13 protein-coding genes and 1 pseudogene are annotated in these 16,762 nt (G+C 44.5%); 11 read left to right on the top strand and 3 right to left on the bottom strand.

The genetic code is table 11. The annotated features are described in order from the left end of the window. Nucleotides 1-282 precede the first annotated feature (282 nt). The gene (locus tag ATY38_RS09280; RefSeq protein WP_062559048.1) at nt 283-735 is read right to left on the bottom strand and encodes a PGPGW domain-containing protein; all 453 of its coding nucleotides are present in this window, start codon (nt 733-735) and stop codon (nt 283-285) included. A 140-nt stretch (nt 736-875) separates the two neighbouring features. Continuing rightward, complete coding sequence (locus ATY38_RS09275; RefSeq protein ID WP_062558566.1) at nt 876-1,685, bottom strand: methane monooxygenase/ammonia monooxygenase subunit C; 810 nt, start codon at nt 1,683-1,685, stop codon at nt 876-878. A gap of 360 nt (nt 1,686-2,045) precedes the next feature. On the opposite strand from ATY38_RS09275, the gene ATY38_RS09270 reads away from it, so the two are divergent. The 11 genes and pseudogenes from ATY38_RS09270 to ATY38_RS09225 all read left to right on the top strand — a co-directional run bounded on the left by ATY38_RS09270 (nt 2,046) and on the right by ATY38_RS09225 (nt 15,925). Continuing rightward, entirely contained in the window at nt 2,046-3,767 is a 1,722-nt protein-coding gene (locus ATY38_RS09270; RefSeq protein WP_062559047.1) for an OprO/OprP family phosphate-selective porin, read from the top strand. Between the two features lie 193 nt (nt 3,768-3,960). Then, nucleotides 3,961-4,977, top strand: a complete 1,017-nt coding sequence (locus ATY38_RS09265; protein WP_062559046.1) for a PstS family phosphate ABC transporter substrate-binding protein — start codon at nt 3,961-3,963, stop codon at nt 4,975-4,977. Nucleotides 4,978-5,268: 291 nt separating this feature from the next. Continuing rightward, a complete protein-coding gene (locus tag ATY38_RS09260) occupies nt 5,269-6,780 on the top strand; it encodes an ABC transporter permease (protein WP_062559045.1) in 1,512 nt (503 codons plus the stop codon). After that, nucleotides 6,777-8,837, top strand: a complete 2,061-nt coding sequence (locus ATY38_RS09255) for an ABC transporter ATP-binding protein (RefSeq protein ID WP_062559044.1) — start codon at nt 6,777-6,779, stop codon at nt 8,835-8,837. Before ATY38_RS09260 ends, ATY38_RS09255 begins: the two co-directional genes overlap by 4 nt. A gap of 4 nt (nt 8,838-8,841) precedes the next feature. Next, nucleotides 8,842-10,452 (top strand): peptide chain release factor 3, encoded by a 1,611-nt coding sequence (locus tag ATY38_RS09250; protein WP_062559043.1) that lies wholly within the window; start codon nt 8,842-8,844, stop codon nt 10,450-10,452. 125 nt (nt 10,453-10,577) lie between these two features. Beyond that, nucleotides 10,578-11,525 carry a metallophosphoesterase gene (locus ATY38_RS09245; protein ID WP_235590238.1) on the top strand — a complete coding sequence of 316 codons (948 nt, stop codon included), beginning with the start codon at nt 10,578-10,580 and terminating at the stop codon, nt 11,523-11,525. After that, a complete protein-coding gene (locus ATY38_RS09240) occupies nt 11,522-12,388 on the top strand; it encodes a YicC/YloC family endoribonuclease (RefSeq protein WP_062559041.1) in 867 nt (288 codons plus the stop codon). Before ATY38_RS09245 ends, ATY38_RS09240 begins: the two co-directional genes overlap by 4 nt. A 218-nt stretch (nt 12,389-12,606) precedes the next feature. Continuing rightward, nucleotides 12,607-12,834, top strand: coding sequence for a PP0621 family protein (locus ATY38_RS16820; RefSeq protein WP_074702192.1), 228 nt, complete (start codon nt 12,607-12,609; stop codon nt 12,832-12,834). 10 nt (nt 12,835-12,844) lie between these two features. Then, a pseudogene (locus ATY38_RS17175) lies at nt 12,845-13,117 on the top strand (ATP-binding protein); the annotation flags it as partial. 94 nt (nt 13,118-13,211) lie between these two features. After that, nucleotides 13,212-14,498: a two-component system sensor histidine kinase NtrB gene (locus ATY38_RS09230; protein ID WP_235590237.1), complete on the top strand. Its 1,287-nt coding sequence runs from the start codon at nt 13,212-13,214 to the stop codon at nt 14,496-14,498. Further along, nucleotides 14,489-15,925: a sigma-54-dependent transcriptional regulator gene (locus ATY38_RS09225; protein WP_062559039.1), complete on the top strand. Its 1,437-nt coding sequence runs from the start codon at nt 14,489-14,491 to the stop codon at nt 15,923-15,925. The genes ATY38_RS09230 and ATY38_RS09225 overlap by 10 nt, the downstream gene beginning before the upstream one ends. A 126-nt stretch (nt 15,926-16,051) precedes the next feature. On the opposite strand, the gene ATY38_RS09220 is transcribed toward ATY38_RS09225, so the two are convergent. Beyond that, nucleotides 16,052-16,630, bottom strand: coding sequence for a DUF2780 domain-containing protein (locus ATY38_RS09220; protein WP_062559038.1), 579 nt, complete (start codon nt 16,628-16,630; stop codon nt 16,052-16,054). Nucleotides 16,631-16,762: the final 132 nt, after the last annotated feature.

Below are 16,762 nucleotides of genomic sequence, written 5' to 3'. Positions count from 1 at the left end.
CGTTAATAATCTTTATAACTCTTTCATCCCACTTCTCTTTTCTGGCAATAAGATAATATGCTCACAGAACTCAAAAAATAAGTGACAGGCCGCAGCAATTTCGTAGTATTCTTGTCCTAGTTTTTGTCCTGGTTTTTGTAGGATTATTCTTCCACAATAAGTTATTTTATTTCATTAAATCATGAATATATGATTATGAAAAACTTGTGAAGAAGCTATAAAGGAAGATGTGAAGAAATAATGAAGGAAAGCTCAGTTTCAGTCCATTTCAGAAACTAAAATTTAAAGTGAAGGCTGTTTTACTGAATGGGGCGATAACGTCAATGGAGGTTTATTGAATTTATGGCGCATCGCGTTAATAATATTCAAGAGTGCCGATTTTCCGATAATTCTGGCTTCCAGCTTACGCTTATTGGGAAAATCCAATAATGAAATTCCAATCAACATGGTCAGCAAACCTTGCCCCGGTAGAAAGAGCATCAGGAAGCCTGCAATCAGAAATACAAACCCGACAAGGTTTTTAACGACTAATCCAATCATGCGCAATATTGGATGACGATCTTTCATCCAGTAACGTGGAACGCGCACATCAAAATAATCACTCGGCAATCGAATCAGAATCCATGGAATCGCAATCAAAGAAGCAATGAAGCCAATAATCGATGCAACCGTCAAATTGATCAAAACATCGATGGATACCCACTGATGTATTGACGCGACGATATCTTCCAGCATGAGAAATTAGCCTGATAAATTGAAAATTACTCAGATCTCTCCGAATAATCTGATGGGAAAAACAGTCGTACTACAGAAGGATTCCTGCCGCGTGTGAAAGCGGCAGGAACAAGTTATATCTACAACATCAAAGTTGAGAGCTAAGGAACGATACGATTGTTCAGAATTTCTCTGTTTGCGTTGTTCCAGGTTACATCGGTCAGGTTAGAGTAACGGGTGATAATCTGTGCCGCTATACCACCTGAGAATAATCCCGCCCAGCCCAGAATCACAAAGCCCCAGTGCAACGGCGCGCTAAACAGCTCTTCCATGAACCAGAATGCATGTCCCCATTCGTTCAACCCTACGTTCGGCAGAATCATCAATGGGCCTGCAATCGCCATTACCAACGGGAAAGATGTGCCGCGGCTATACAATGGCAGACGTGTCATCGCGTACAGGTATGCCGCTACTCCACATACAATGTACATCGGGAATGAGCCATAAAACACCACTACGTGACTCGGTGTAAAGCTCGTGTCTCGTATAATCACCTGGTGCCAGCTTGCGTCTTGTTCGGTAAAGAAGCTGCCGCCCCAGTAAACACCAAACAAATATACACCCAGCCACATCATCCAGTAAAAATAACGTTTGATCTCAAGCTTGGTGTCCAGATTGTCCAGTTGTTCCTTGGTATCGCGGGTCTTCAGTATCCAGCCCCAGGTTACCAACGCAAACAAAGGCATCAGTGTCATGTGGACGCGCCACAGTCCCATCCATACCTTGTCAAATTCCGGCTCCATCGAGTCCATGCCATGTGAATACGCAAATGTCCTTTGGTACCAGATCCAAAATATCGCTACCAAGAGCATCGTTAACATGCCTATCTTGTAATATTTCGAGTCGTACCACAGCGACATGTCATAGTTGGCGCTCGCAGCGCCGCTAGTTGTGCCATAGGTTGTTGCCATTTTTGCCTCCTACTAATTTAACAGATTGTTTGTTAATAGAAAAATTTGTTTGATGTGGAGAATTATTTTCACCACTCAACGCAAATTAGACAGATTCTTTCATCATGAAAGTTCCCACCAATCTGTGAAAACTCCGCCGGGCATTTACAAAGTAGTTAGCGACTCTATAAATGCAGGGATATTTTATAAATTAATATCCGATCTTTCAACTAATTAACAAATTAATTCTAAGCTCGTGAGTAACAATATTGTCATAATTCTGTAAAAAAAATGATGTTGTCACAAAAATGTAACATTGCTGTTATATAAATATTGTCTCGTCTAGTAATTTATTTTTCAATCCTGGATTAACGACAGATAATGAAATTTCTCAGCTCTATTTTAGCAACTCTAGTGATATTCAATTTATGTGTCATCTCCAACGCTTATGCATTGGATTTGTATGTTGATACAAAAACCAAACAAGTTTTTGCGGAACCTGGACCGGGTAGAATTCATATGGGTACGTATGTAAAAGCCGATAATCCACCGATGCAGCCAGAATCCCCCAAAGTAGCTACAACACCATCCGCGGCACCTGCTAAATCAGAGAAAAAAGAAACAGTGGCCGGCTCGACTCCGATGCGTGAGGAAAAAACCGCAGAGGTGGCGGATAAAACCATACACGAACGCCTGGCTAGCCAAGTCTCAGTGCTGGAAGAACGCGTTAAGGATGTTGAAAAGATACATGGTACGTTTGATGATCGGGGTTTACATTGGGCCACTAAAGATGGAAATTTTTCAATGTCGCTCAATGGACGGATACAACCCGCTTCACAATATAATTTCGTCAATGATCCTGACCCTGCTTTCGGGTCCAATACCGCGAATGAGCTGAATAGTGGCATGAATATCCGCCGCGCTCGTCTGGGTGCTGAAGGCACTTTTTATAGAATATGGGATTATAAATTCGAGTTTGATTTTAGCCGTGGCAATGGTTCTGTCGGATCCGGAATTACGGATGCTTTCGTACGCCTGAATCATACGGATGCACTCTCTTATAAAATAGGTTCATTCAAAGAGCCATTCAGTCTGGAAGAAGCGGCCAGCAATCGATTTCTTACCTTTATCGAGCGTCACATGTCAGTCAATTCGTTTGTAGATAACCCCAATACTTACAAAACAGGTATCGGTGCCAATTATGCGGTAACACGCTTCCAAACCGGACTGGCCTTTCAAACCGAACCAATAGGGGCGTGGTCAGCTGCATCAACTTCGGTGAATGCAAACGGCAATCAGAGCCGCAACAACGGTTCGGGTGACACGGGTTGGCAAGGTATAGGCCGCGTCAGCGGCAGACCCTGGATGGAAGATGAGACCAAGTTCCTACACGTTGGCATCTCCGCAGGACACACCGCAGTCAATACCCAATATCGTGCTGATGGCACTATGGTTGGAGAAGGCTCCAACGGCGGCGGTGGCGGTATGTCATTTTTCGCATTCCCAGGAACCAACGTGGATCGCAGTAATATCCTGAACACCGGCAATTTAAGCACCGGTGCGCTCAACGATCCGAACCGGCGCGAGATAAGCAGTTATGATCGATATGGTGCGGAAGCATGGTTTGTCCATGGCCCCTTCTCAGCACAAGCAGAGTTTTTACGCACCAATATCAATGGGATTGGGTATGATGGAGAGCACTTGACGGGTTACTATGGTTTCGTGAGTTACTTCCTGACCGGGGAATCCAAAGCCTATCATGTCAGAAACGGTGCAGCAAACCGGATTAGACCAAACCGGCCGTTTCAATGGAATGGATCGGGATGGGGTGCATTCGAACTTGCTGCCGGCTATGATTACATTGATATGAATTCGGGAGTCATCAGAGGCGGACGGGCTGATATGGTCAGGTTCGGCTTCAATTGGTATCCTCACTCGAACGTTAAGTTTCAGGCAAACGTTATACATATGCTGGATATCAATACGGCTAGAACACCAATCACCAATACCGATGGATTCTCCGGTGGAGCTGGAGCACGGACTAATGGCTGGAATAATGGCGATTTGAGTGCATTCTTGACTCAATGGACTATTGATTTTTAAAAGTGTTTGCGTTGCACCCACAATGGGAACTCAGAAATCTCCGAGTTCCCACTACACGTTAAATTTATTTTCTGAGTCTTAATTCATATCACCCCAGAATACCTCCACAATTAAACTATAGGCTAACAATATGTGGATTATGATCTATATAGTAGACAGCCCAACACAATCCATTTCATACAAGGAGGACAAAATGCCGCAAATATACACCTTCAAGATAGTAAACATAATGTTCCTACTCTGTGTAGGTATGAGTATTGCAAATGCACAATCGGTTATCCAAACTGATGGCTCCAGCACCGTCTATCCCATTACCAAGGCAGTCGCCGATAAATTTCAAATCGTAAAAAAAAATACAGTGAATGTTACGGTCAATATTTCCGGCAGCGGTGGCGGTTTCAAGAAATTCTGCCGTGGTGAGATCGATATCGTGAATGCCTCGCGACCCATTCTGAAGAATGAAATGCAAGATTGTAAAAATTCCCGTATTCAATACATTGAGATCCCGGTAGCTTTCGATGCCTTAACCGTAGCAGTTAATCCGGAGAATCATTGGGGAACGGCCATGACATTGGCAGAATTGAAAAAAATATGGGAACCGGCTGCACAAGGCACGATTACCCGATGGAAGCAGGTCAACCCGACGTGGCCCGATGAAACTATTAAACTTTATGGCTCCGATCCGGAGTCCGGCACTTATGATTACTTCACGAAAGCTATTGTAGGCAAGGCAAAATCCAGCCGCAGCGACTACACTGAATCGGCAGATGACAACGTATTGGTTAACGGTGTGGCGAGCGATAAGAATGGCTTAGGATTTTTTGGATTTTCCTATTACATTGAGAATCAGAACAAGGTCACAGCTGTTGCCATAGATAATGGAAAAGGACAAGGCGCTATTCCTCCCGCGGTCGAAACTGTCGAAAATGGCAGCTATCAACCTTTATCTCGCCCGGTCTTTATCTATGTCAATGTGAAAGCCATTGAGAAGCCTGAGATTAAGGAATTTGTGGAATTTTATCTAAAAAATGCTCTCTTGCTGGTAAAAGAAGCGAAGTTTTTTCCATTACCGCCTCGAGCTTATACCACCATGCTGGAACACTTTAACAAAAAAAGAACAGGTTCGGTATTTAGTGGGATACCGGCAATAGGCCTTACCATCGACGAGCTGATCAGACGCGAGGAGCGACTTCAGTACGAAAATTTTTAAACCCATACCTACGAAATAAGTAATTATTTAAATTACTTATGGCTTTAAAGCAGCTTTGAAAAACTCGCACTGTCATTGCCGACGTAGTGAGGAATCTTTCACAATCAATGCGATAGATTTATCGCCCGACTCGACATGCGCTTATTCAGAGTTCCCTTAACAACACCAGTTAATAATTACTTAACGAAATTACTAACCGGTGTTATTTTTTCAAATTCAACATTCATTTATGATATAAGTCCCCCATTGCAATTAAATAACCTTATCCCCTCTGCAACAATCACCTAATTTATGCCTTTCAACCCCATTATCCTGTGGACAGATGCACTTATATATTTATTCGTCGGTATTGTATTTTTTTTGATTTGGTATGTAAGACAGAACGAACATCTATTGACCCCCTGGAGACGGGTAGGACATAGTGCCAGCGGCATGTCCGCACTGACAGTGCTACTTTTTTTCTTGATCGTAGGGTTACTCGATACTATCCATTTTCGCCCCGCTCTCGATCATAAAACCCCGGATGGAGAAAACGTTTACAGTGTGGAAGTCTTGAGCGTACTTGATCTCCTGGTAACACCATTGCGCACGAATATGGAAAAGACCTATTCCGCGCCATTGGCTACACACCTCTACGCAAAAGAAACGATTGAGCTTCCCGATGGCAAGCAGATTAGAACCTTCGCCCGGCTTAAATACGGCGGAGCTCACCTGCAAAATCCGGATACGGATCATGTCAATGATATTACATGGCGCAGCGTAAAAGGTTTGATGGCTGGTTTTCTGTTCTGGTGCTTGTTTACCGCAGGTTTAATCATGTTATTGTCACATCGACATCAGAAAAGTTTTACCCAAACCATCGCAACCATTTTGCGATGCAAAATGGAGATTCCCTGGCACGCTATTTTGATCACGTTATTAATCCTGCTGCTGATTATCGGTTGCGGAACAGCATTAGCCGGTCACTACCATGTCTTAGGCACTGACAAGGTTGGACAAGACATTCTGTATCAATCACTCAAGAGCATTCGTGTCGCTCTGGTCATTGGTACTCTGACCACGCTGATTATGCTGCCGTTTGCGCTATTGCTCGGCATTATGGCGGGTTATTTTAGCGGCTGGATCGATGATGTCATTCAATATATTTATACCACACTGAATTCCATACCCAGCGTTCTATTGATCGCAGCTGCAGTACTCATGATGCAAGTGTATATCGAAACCCATTCGGAATTATTCGAAACTGTCGCCTCACGCGCCGATCTGCGCTTGTTATTCCTCTGTATTATTCTTGGCGTAACCAGTTGGACCAGTTTATGCCGGTTGCTTCGCGGCGAAGCCATGAAGCTGCGCGAATTGGAGTATATCCAGGCAGCCCATGCCTTTGGCGTCTCGCATTGGCGCATCATCACGCGCCACATTTTACCGAATGTAATGCACATCGTTCTAATTGCGACGGTCATGGATTTTAGTGGCTTGGTTCTGGCCGAAGCGGTTTTATCTTATGTCGGCGTGGGTGTCGATCCTTCCACGATGAGCTTTGGCACTATGATTAACGCGGCACGTTTGGAAATGGCACGCGAACCGATAGTCTGGTGGGCATTACTGGCAGCATTTGGATTTATGTTCACTTTGGTATTGAGCGCCAATTTGTTTGCCGATGCAGTACAAAACGCTTTGGATCCGCGCACAAGAACGTTAAAACAAAGCAAGAAATTCTTTCAGGAATCAGAAAACAAACCACAAACATCAAGCAAAATATCCCAAGCTATTAAGTCAACCGGATCTTCTCATCAACCATGAAAAATCTGCTGGAAATAGAACATCTTGAAACCTTGCTGCATACCGGCAATGCGCCCGTGCGTGCAGTCGATGGATTGTCTCTGGCCATTTTACCGGGTGAAACATTTGCGTTACTCGGAGAATCCGGATGCGGCAAGTCAATGACAGCACTTTCCATTATGCGCTTGCTACCCGCAGTAGGTGAAATTGTTGCCGGGCAAATCAAACTCAACGACACAGATATTCTGCAACTCTCTGAAATGGATATGCGCACAATCCGTGGTAAACGCATCAGTATGATTTTTCAGGAACCGATGTTGAGCCTGAATCCAGTCCTAACCATCGCTGAGCAAATTGAAGAAGTATTGAACCAGCATTTGCAATTATCCAAAGACGCAACCCGGCAACGCATTCAGGAATTGCTGGAGCAGGTCGGCATTCCCGATGCAACGCAGCGCATGCATGAATATCCGTTCCAGTTTTCCGGTGGCATGAAACAGCGCGCCATGATCGCTATGGCGCTTGCGGGCGAACCTGAGTTACTTATTGCCGATGAACCCACGACAGCTCTGGATGTGACGATACAGGCACAAGTCCTGGATTTGATGCGACAAATCCAGCGACGCACGCACATGGCAATTTTACTGATCACGCATGATCTGGGCGTGGTTGCCGAAATGGCTGAACGCATCGCAGTAATGTACGCAGGAGAAATCGTCGAGCTGGCTTCCCGGGATGATTTCTTTCACCGCCCGGCTCATCCCTACTCACAGCAGTTATTTGCATCTTTACCCGGGAAACAAAAACGTGATCAGGCATTAACCGTTATTCAGGGCAGCGTACCCTCCCTCGCACAACAATTTAATGGCTGCCGTTTTGTTGATCGCTGTAATCAAGCACTGGCTATCTGTCACCATACCGTTCCCAAATGGTATCCGGCAACATCGGGAAGCCATCAGGTGCGCTGTCATTTGTATTTGGATCAGCAGAATGTCACAAAGAAACCACCAGCAAATAACGCCAAGCAGCGAATAATCGCTTTTGATGCAAAAACTAATACGACAGAAGAAATATTATTACAAGTTACCGAACTCAAAGTACACTTCCCAATTCGCAAAGGATTATTCAAGCGTGTAGTCGGTCACGTTAAAGCAGTCGATGGCGTATCATTAAAAATTGTTGCTGGACAAACTTTGGCATTAGTCGGTGAATCGGGATGCGGCAAAACAACGATCGGTAAAAGCATTCTGCAATTGATTGAACCAACCGCCGGAAGCGTGCGCTTCAGAAACCAGGAGCTGGTTTCTCTGAAACGCGATCAGCTACGGCAAATACGTTCCCAATTTCAAATTATATTCCAGGACCCTTACTCTTCACTGAATCCGCGCATGCGGATTATTGAGATTCTGCGGGAAGGCATGGATGCGCTGATCATCAGGAAAAAAAATGGCTCCAAAACTCACGCTGCATCATCAATTGATTCAAGAGAGAAAGAAATTGATGCATTATTACGTCAAGTGGGTTTGCCTGTTGAGGTAAAATGGCGGTATCCGCATGAGTTCTCCGGTGGTCAGCGACAGCGTATCGCCATTGCACGTGCTTTGGCGGTTAATCCGGAACTATTAATCTGCGATGAGCCGACTAGCGCATTGGATGTATCGGTTCAGGCGCAAATCCTGAATCTGCTCAAATCGCTGCAAAATAATTTAGGACTTGCATTTTTATTTATTACCCACAATATCGCTGTTGTGGAATATTTGGCTGATGAGGTTGCTGTCATGTATTTGGGACGAATTGTTGAATATGGACGTATTAATGAGGTGATGAATCACCCCAGGCATCCCTACACCCAGGCGTTACTATCCTCAGTTCCGCAAATTGAATTCAATCCCGACCGCCAAGTCATTGCGCTGAAAGGTGACCTGCCATCCCCAGTCACACCGCCTACCGGCTGTCACTTCCATCCACGCTGCGCCAGCGCTATGCCAATTTGCCGCGTAACCTATCCTCCGGTCAGCATATTCAGCGCAACGCATACAACCCATTGTTTTCTTTATCCACACCAACAAGTTTCTTGAAATTATGAGTATTCATAACGAAGTGGCGCGTCGCCGCACTTTCGCTATCATTTCCCATCCTGATGCAGGCAAAACAACGCTGACCGAAAAATTGTTGATGTATGCCGGTGCGATTCATATCGCCGGCAGCGTAAAAGCACGCAAAGCCAGCCGTCATGCTACTTCGGATTGGATGGAAATCGAAAAACAACGCGGTATCTCGGTCGCCAGTTCAGTCATGCAAATGGAATACCGTGATTGCGTAATTAACTTACTCGATACTCCCGGTCACCAGGATTTCTCGGAAGATACTTATCGTGTGCTCACTGCAGTCGATGCCGCATTAATGGTAATTGACGCCGCCAATGGCGTCGAAGCACAGACATTGCGTCTGCTGGAAGTCTGTCGCGCACGTAACACCCCGATCGTCACTTTTGTCAATAAAATGGACCGTGAAGTACGTGAGCCGTTGGATTTGATCGATGAAATCGAACGCACCCTCGGTATGACCACCATTCCTTTCACCTGGCCGGTCGGCATGGGAAAAAACTTTCAAGGTGTCTGCGATCTGCAAAATGATTGTATGCGCATATTTCAAGCTGGATCTGACCGGATCGACAATAAAAATGAAACGATCGCGCAGCTTGATGATCCACAGATCCAACAGCGTTTCGGCACGGATTTGTCCAGCGCTTTACAGGCGATCGAGTTGATTAAAGGGGCTTCACCGGCTTTTGATCATAAAGTGTTTCTTGCGGGCAAACAAACCCCTGTTTTCTTTGGTTCCGCGATCAACAATTTTGGTGTGCGGGAAATTCTCGATGCATTGGTCGATTTGGCCCCTCCTCCCGAGTCACGTAACGCTATTCAACGTGAAGTATTGCCGGATGAAAAAAAATTTTCCGGCATGGTATTTAAAATTCAGGCCAATATGAATCTGGCACACCGCGATCGCATTGCCTTTGTGCGTGTATGCTCCGGTCATTTCAGGCGTGGCATGAATTTGAAAGTCTCACGCAACGGCAAGGATATCCGCACCAGCACGGTAGTATCTTTTTTGTCGCAACGTCGTGACATTCTTGAAGAAGCTTACCCCGGAGATATCATTGGCATACCGAATCACGGCACGTTGCAACTTGGCGACACCCTAACCGAAGGTGAAGTATTGCAATTCACCGGACTGCCTTTTTTTGCTCCGGAAATTTTTCGTACCGTGGAAATTTCAGATCCGCTACGCAGCAAACAATTGAAGCTGGGATTGACGCAGCTCGGTGAAGAAGGTGCGATCCAGGTATTCCGTCCGCATTTGGGTAACATGCTGTTACTCGGTGCCGTTGGTACGTTACAGTTTGAAGTGGTTACTCATCGACTGCAATATGAATATGCGGTGGCTGCCCGGATAGCGCCAGCTAAATATCAACTGGCACGTTGGATTACTTGTGACGATGCACGCGAATTACAACGATTTGTTGAAGCCAACGCACATCGGATCGCCTACGATGCCGTAGATGCTCCCACCTTTCTGGCCGCTTTTGGCGCGGAATTAAGTGTCGCGGAAGAGAACTGGCCGGCGATTCGCTTTCATAAACTACGCGAACACGCCGGTTTGGTGTTTCAGGATCATATCAACGCATAGTGGCACATAAGATGATATGGATATCGATTATTTTATTATTCATCTTTTTTACAGTATCCACGTCGGCTAGTGATTTAATCTCCGCATCTGCTGACCCTCTCACCAGGTTTGTTGTTATTGGGGACATGCCTTACACCGATACCGAATATGCATTGCTGGAGCAACCTGATGGCGCCATCGCCAAAGCCATTCGCACACTCAATCCCCCTGTACTCATTCACCTGGGAGACTTCAAGCAGGGCCGGTTAAGCTGCAGCGACGAATTGTTCCTGGATCATTATCGTCAAATAGCACAGCTCAATCCCCATAGGGTTGTCTATACCCCCGGCGACAATGAATGGGTGGATTGTGATCGATTTACCTTTTCCGCACGCTATGACGAACTGGAACGGCTCAACTTTTTGCGTCAGCTCTTTTTCCACCGGGATCACCATCAATTGACTAAAGACATTCCCGGCCTTAAGCGGCAAGAAGGGTTTATCGAAAATGCACGATGGGAATCCAATCAAGTTGTTTTTGCCACACTGCATGTTCCCGGGACAAATAATGGTCGCATGGAAATTTTACGCAGCAACCTGCAGGACGCCTTGGACGAAGCCGATTATCGCGATCAATCCAACGAGCAATGGCTACGGCAATTATTCATCGCTGCGGAATCCGCGTCAGCGCTCGTCATTGCATTTCATGCCGATATTTTTAATTTTAATCATAAGAAACCTGCTTGTACGATCGAGAATCGCACGAATTGCGATGGCTATCGAAAGCTACGCGATTTGATTAAGAACCAAGTTGCGCAATTCGGCAAACCGGTTTTGGTAATTCATGGCGACTCTCAGGCATATTGCCTGCACCAACCGTATACGTCGATTCCTAATCTTTGGCGGCTCAATGCCCCCGGAGACTATAAGCACATCGATGCCAGTCAGGTTGTGTTTGACCCGAAAAACAAAAACACGCCCTTTACCGCTAGCGGCGTGCTTGACCGCAAACCTGCTCCGGCAATCTGCAGCTATAGTATTTTCGGTTCATCCCGACATTCTCCATCTTTATTTCCAAGAACACAGCTATCATGATATTCAGCATGACCGGTTACGCCGCCGTTAGCCAGGAAACACCTCACGGATCTTTCAGCATCGAAATACGCTCAGTCAATAACCGCTATTTGGATATTCTATTTCGTCTGCCGGATGAGTTCCGCAAGCAAGAAGCAGTTATGCGAGAACTGCTCACTGCGCAACTCAGTCGCGGCAAAGTCGAATGCCGCCTGAATTTTTCTCCATCAACCAGCACGGTAAATTTGCTACAACTGGATCACACGTTATTAGAGCAATTACTGCAACTGGAACAAATGATTAAAACACGGCATGCCGTAGCGGCATCGCTAACCGTCGCAGAAATTCTTAAATGGCCTGGCATATTGGGAAGTAATCATGCAAACATCGAAGAATTCGATGAAATTACGGTAATGCTACTGCAAACTGCACTGAACGATTTAAAAGCTGCACGGATACGTGAGGGTGATAAACTCAAATTAATTCTACTGAATCGCATCGAGCAAATGCGTCAACTCTTACAGATAGCATCACCGCGAATTCCCGCACTCATCGCGGCCTTTGAAGAAAAGCTGCGTACCCGCCTGGAAGAAATTTTAGGTAACTATGAAAATGAACGGATTCACCAGGAAATTACATTATTTGCCGGAAAAATCGATGTTGACGAAGAGCTTTCACGTCTGCAGGCACATCTAAACGAGGTGGAGCACATTCTAAATAAGGGCGGCTACGTCGGGAAACGGCTCGATTTCATGATGCAGGAATTACATCGCGAAGCCAATACCATCGGATCAAAGTCAGTTGATCTGGAAATCACGCGAATCTCTATGGAATTGAAGGTCATCATCGAGCAGATGCGAGAGCAAGTTCAGAATATTGAATAATGAAATTGCCCTGAGACCTCATCATCTCTATATATTTTATTGATAGGCAGTAAAACCACCATTGTTTCATCATTTGCCTGAACCCAAAATTGCTATGATTAACTCGTGCCGTGCTGGCAGAGCCAATTTAATTGGGAAGAAATTAATTCATTCTTTGGCAATTCAAAAAAATATGCTAATAATTGGATTGATGTCATTCCATAAAAAACTGAAGAAAAATGGGAAAATTATTTTTTTATATCCTAATCGCACTATTGATCTATTGGATAATTAAGAGCCGCCATTCTAAGAAAGACGCAGATATATCGAATCAGGATTCGGTTGAAGATACGGTCAATTGTGTGCAGTGCGGTGTTTATTTGCCTAAAAGTGAAGCGATCAGGCAGCAAGATAAATATTTTTGTTGTCAGGAGCATTGTGACCAATTTTTAAGCTCCTCGTCTTAAATTAATTTTTGTGTCGACACCTACTTATTCATCACAAACAAAACACTCAATATTCTGGCCCTTCCATTCCAAACTAGCGAGTGTTGATTACACCGGCCAGTATTGGTGTTCACTTTATTATTTCAATATTTACCGCATATTGCTGGGCAGCAGTCTGCTCATTAGTGTTTGGAAATTTGAACTCACGAATTTCGGCTCGCATCATTACACCCTATTTCTGTACGCAGGACTGTCACATGTAGTTTGCAGCTGTATATCCCTGTTGCTGGTTAATTTAAGAACCCTTGAGTTTAATTGGCAATTAACCATACAAGTAATTTGTGATATTGTTTTTTTTTACTATCATGCTATATGCCAGCGGGGGGTTGCAGAGCGGTTTGGGTGCCATACTGCTGATATCCCTCGCAGCAGCGGGATTAATCAGCCGCGGCCGTTTAGCATTATTTCTTGCATCTATTGCGACGATCAGCTTATTGCTGCAAGAAACATATTCCTTGCTTACAGTTAGCTATTATTCGGCTCAGTACTCACAAGCGGGTTTATTGAGCATGGCGTATTTTGCTGTAGCCTGGTTGGCACATCAATTAGCCAAACATACTTTAGCCAGTGAGCAGCTAGCAAAAGAACGGGGTATTGATCTGGCAAATATGTCGCAAGTCAATCAATTGGTCATTCAGGATCTGCAGGAAGGCGTACTGGTAGTCGATAAACATGGCGTTATCCGACAGCATAATAGCTACGCTGATAAGCTTCTCGATTTAAGATCATCTGCAAATAACCCAAAATCCCTTAAGCTATCCGATTATGCACCTGATATTGCTGACCGGCTTAAAAGTTGGCAAGGGGATAGCAAAATGAGTTTCGATCTATTGCGATTAACGCATAGTCATGCATTAGTGCGCACCCGCTTTCTACCTATACAAGCCGACTTCAGCAACGGAGTCGTAGTTTTTCTTGAGGATATGGGTCGTATACAAGCGCAGTTGCAGCAACTCAAACTGGCAGCAGTGGGACGCTTGACAGCCAATATTGCACATGAAATTCGTAACCCGCTGTCCGCTATCAATCACGCAGCTGAACTTCTGGAGGAAGAACAACAAGAAAATCATACCGATCCCCGCCTGGTGCGTATCATTTGTGATAATACCCGACGATTAAACAAGATCGTACAGGATGTATTGCAACTAAACCGACGTAACATTTCAAAACCGGATATTTTGGAACCTCAGGATTTTATCAAGAAATTTCTTGAAGAATTTTGTGATGTGGAAAAAATCGATGGCGATGTATTCATACTTCAAAACACCAATAAATATTTAGTTAGTTTTGATCGTGATCAGTTGACCCAAATACTCTGGAATTTGTGCCGGAATGCATGGCGACATTGTCGTAAGCAAGCTGGTAGTGTTCTTATTGAATTATCTACGACAACCAACGGGCATAATGTTTGTCTGAATATTATTGACGATGGTCCGGGTGTGAATCCGCAGCAAGTTAAGGAAATTTTTGAGCCTTTTTTTACAACTGCCGATGGTGGCACAGGATTGGGCTTATATGTGGCACGTGAACTGTGTGAAACTAATCAGTCATCGCTTGATTACATTGAAGATTCTTCAAGTGGGCATTTTAGAATAATATTTAATTGCAGTGAACCATGTCGATAGATAACGAACGAATTAATCTGCAAAAGAAGACTCTATCTCCCAGAATACTAGTTGTGGATGATGAGCCGGATATTATTGAATTGTTAGAACTCACACTTGCCCGAATGGGAATGGAAGTTTCTAGTGCAACGTGTATTCATGATGCCAAAGCGCTACTGCAATCACACTCCTTTCAATTATGCCTTACCGACATGCGGTTGCCAGATGGTAATGGATTGGAGCTGGTTAAATATATTTCACAGCACTTTGCTGATGTTCCCACTGCTGTTATTACTGCGTATGGCACCACAGAAAATGCAGTAGCTGCGCTGAAAGCAGGCGCTTTTGATTACTTACCCAAGCCGGTTTCCTTGAAGCAGTTACGTGATCTGGTTAAATCGGCTTTAAGCCTTCCACCGGTAAAGATCGAATCAGCAGGACAAGGTGAAATAAGTCAACAACGTACGCTACTTGGCGAGTCTGAATCCATGCGCCAGTTACGCGTAACCATCGACAAACTCTCGCGTAGCCAAGCTGCAGTATATATCAGTGGTGAATCGGGTAGCGGTAAGGAATTAGCCGCAAAAATGATTCATGAAAGAAGTGCGCGCCACAAGCAACCATTTGTTGCAGTCAACTGTGGCGCAATTCCAGAAAATTTAATGGAAAGTGAATTTTTTGGCTATAAGAAAGGTGCTTTTACTGGCGCGGAAAAAGATCATGATGGATTTTTTCTGACCGCTCACGGTGGTACCTTGTTTCTTGATGAAGTCGCCGATTTGCCATTAACGATGCAAGTTAAACTGCTCCGGGTCATTCAGGAAAAACAAGTGAGAAGGATCGGGGATGCACAAGAAAAAAGTATTGATGTGCGGATTATCAGTGCTACCCACAAAAAGCTAAATCATTGCGTCGCAATGGGTCAGTTTCGACAGGACTTGTACTACCGTTTGAATGTCATTGAATTGAATATGCCTGCATTACGTGAAATGCGCGAAGATATTCCGCTCATTGCAGAAGCCATTCTGGAAAAACATTGCCAGGAAACCAATCGGCCTATCTGTCACATCAAAAAAGATGCCATGATCATGCTCAAGAACTATGATTTTCCAGGTAATGTTCGTGAACTTGAAAATGTACTGGAACGCACGTTAGCGCTTTGTTCGGATGTGGACATTGGAATAGAAGAATTACAATTGCCGAATCAGAAGCTTGAAGCGACACCCAACAACGATGCGGCAGAAGTCACCCAAGTTTCCGCCACTGCCATTCAAGTGAGGATAGATCATAATCTGCCGCTACAGGATTATCTCGATAAACTGGAAAAAGACTCCATCATCAAAGCGTTGAATGAAAGCCGATACAATCGTACTAAGGCAGCTAAAACATTGGGAATCACCGTTCGTTCATTGCGTTATCGGATGGAAAGACTGGGATTAAACGACTAACCAATTACCAATCGAGCGATATTCATCTTGTACATCAATGAATGGCGATAAACTTGATGTACAAGATGCCTGCGTTACTTCGATAGATCCGACTCTTTTCCGTTTCAGTTACTCGTAAATTCTGCCTCAACGTCCGGTTAGAGCGGATTGCAACAGACTAGCACTGGCTTGTCCACTTGCCTTACTTACATAACTTGTAATAACAGGAATAAATTGACCGATCATATCCGGAGAAAGATTCAATTGCTGAAACGATGCCGCCAATGCAGCAGCATTCCCCAGCGAATTATTTTTATCGCCCATCAATGAAGATAAATTGCCAGATAAATTTGACATCGCAGGTGCAGCGCTCAACATGTTATCCATTCCAGGAATGGATCGGGATATTGTTGCAAATGCTTGCGGATCCATATTACTTTGAGCCATCTGGAATATGGCTCCAGCTCCCCCTAATGCTTGTTGCGACGACACACCCAAACGGTGAGATAAAATATCAACCAAGCCAATTTGCGCCATTCCAGCGGGATCATTTGCAGCCGTCGCTCCGGCATTCAGGATTTGCCGACTGCTTTGCGCCGCACTTTCCACAGAAGACAGGCCTTGATCGATCGCCCCCAGCGAACCAGTACCACCTGTATTAGTTGCACATCCGCTTATGGAAAAGGATACCGCGATAGCAATTAAATAATGATTGATCTTTCTCATGACAACTCCTTACAAAATAGAAAATTTAAGCATTCACCAAATATCTTAAAGACAGCATGCCATCAATAGACGTTCAATGCCACATAATACATGCATTGTCATAAATTCTTCATAATACAGTCATCAAATTTT

Source organism: Nitrosomonas ureae (assembly GCF_001455205.1).
In the GTDB taxonomy this organism is placed as follows: Bacteria; Pseudomonadota; Gammaproteobacteria; order Burkholderiales; family Nitrosomonadaceae; genus Nitrosomonas; species Nitrosomonas ureae.
This window is presented reverse-complemented; position numbering and strand designations above follow the sequence as displayed.

Excerpts from the sequence above, each read along its gene's own strand:
- ATY38_RS09280 (WP_062559048.1), bottom strand. The coding sequence starts at position 735 with ATGCTGGAAGATATCGTCGCGTCAATACATCAGTGGGTATCCATCGAT.
- ATY38_RS09275 (WP_062558566.1), bottom strand. The coding sequence starts at position 1,685 with ATGGCAACAACCTATGGCACAACTAGCGGCGCTGCGAGCGCCAACTAT.
- ATY38_RS09270 (WP_062559047.1), top strand. The coding sequence starts at position 2,046 with ATGAAATTTCTCAGCTCTATTTTAGCAACTCTAGTGATATTCAATTTA.
- ATY38_RS09265 (WP_062559046.1), top strand. The coding sequence starts at position 3,961 with ATGCCGCAAATATACACCTTCAAGATAGTAAACATAATGTTCCTACTC.
- ATY38_RS09260 (WP_062559045.1), top strand. The coding sequence starts at position 5,269 with ATGCCTTTCAACCCCATTATCCTGTGGACAGATGCACTTATATATTTA.
- ATY38_RS09255 (WP_062559044.1), top strand. The coding sequence starts at position 6,777 with ATGAAAAATCTGCTGGAAATAGAACATCTTGAAACCTTGCTGCATACC.
- ATY38_RS09250 (WP_062559043.1), top strand. The coding sequence starts at position 8,842 with ATGAGTATTCATAACGAAGTGGCGCGTCGCCGCACTTTCGCTATCATT.
- ATY38_RS09245 (WP_235590238.1), top strand. The coding sequence starts at position 10,578 with ATGCCTTACACCGATACCGAATATGCATTGCTGGAGCAACCTGATGGC.
- ATY38_RS09240 (WP_062559041.1), top strand. The coding sequence starts at position 11,522 with ATGATATTCAGCATGACCGGTTACGCCGCCGTTAGCCAGGAAACACCT.
- ATY38_RS16820 (WP_074702192.1), top strand. The coding sequence starts at position 12,607 with ATGGGAAAATTATTTTTTTATATCCTAATCGCACTATTGATCTATTGG.
- ATY38_RS09225 (WP_062559039.1), top strand. The coding sequence starts at position 14,489 with ATGTCGATAGATAACGAACGAATTAATCTGCAAAAGAAGACTCTATCT.
- ATY38_RS09220 (WP_062559038.1), bottom strand. The coding sequence starts at position 16,630 with ATGAGAAAGATCAATCATTATTTAATTGCTATCGCGGTATCCTTTTCC.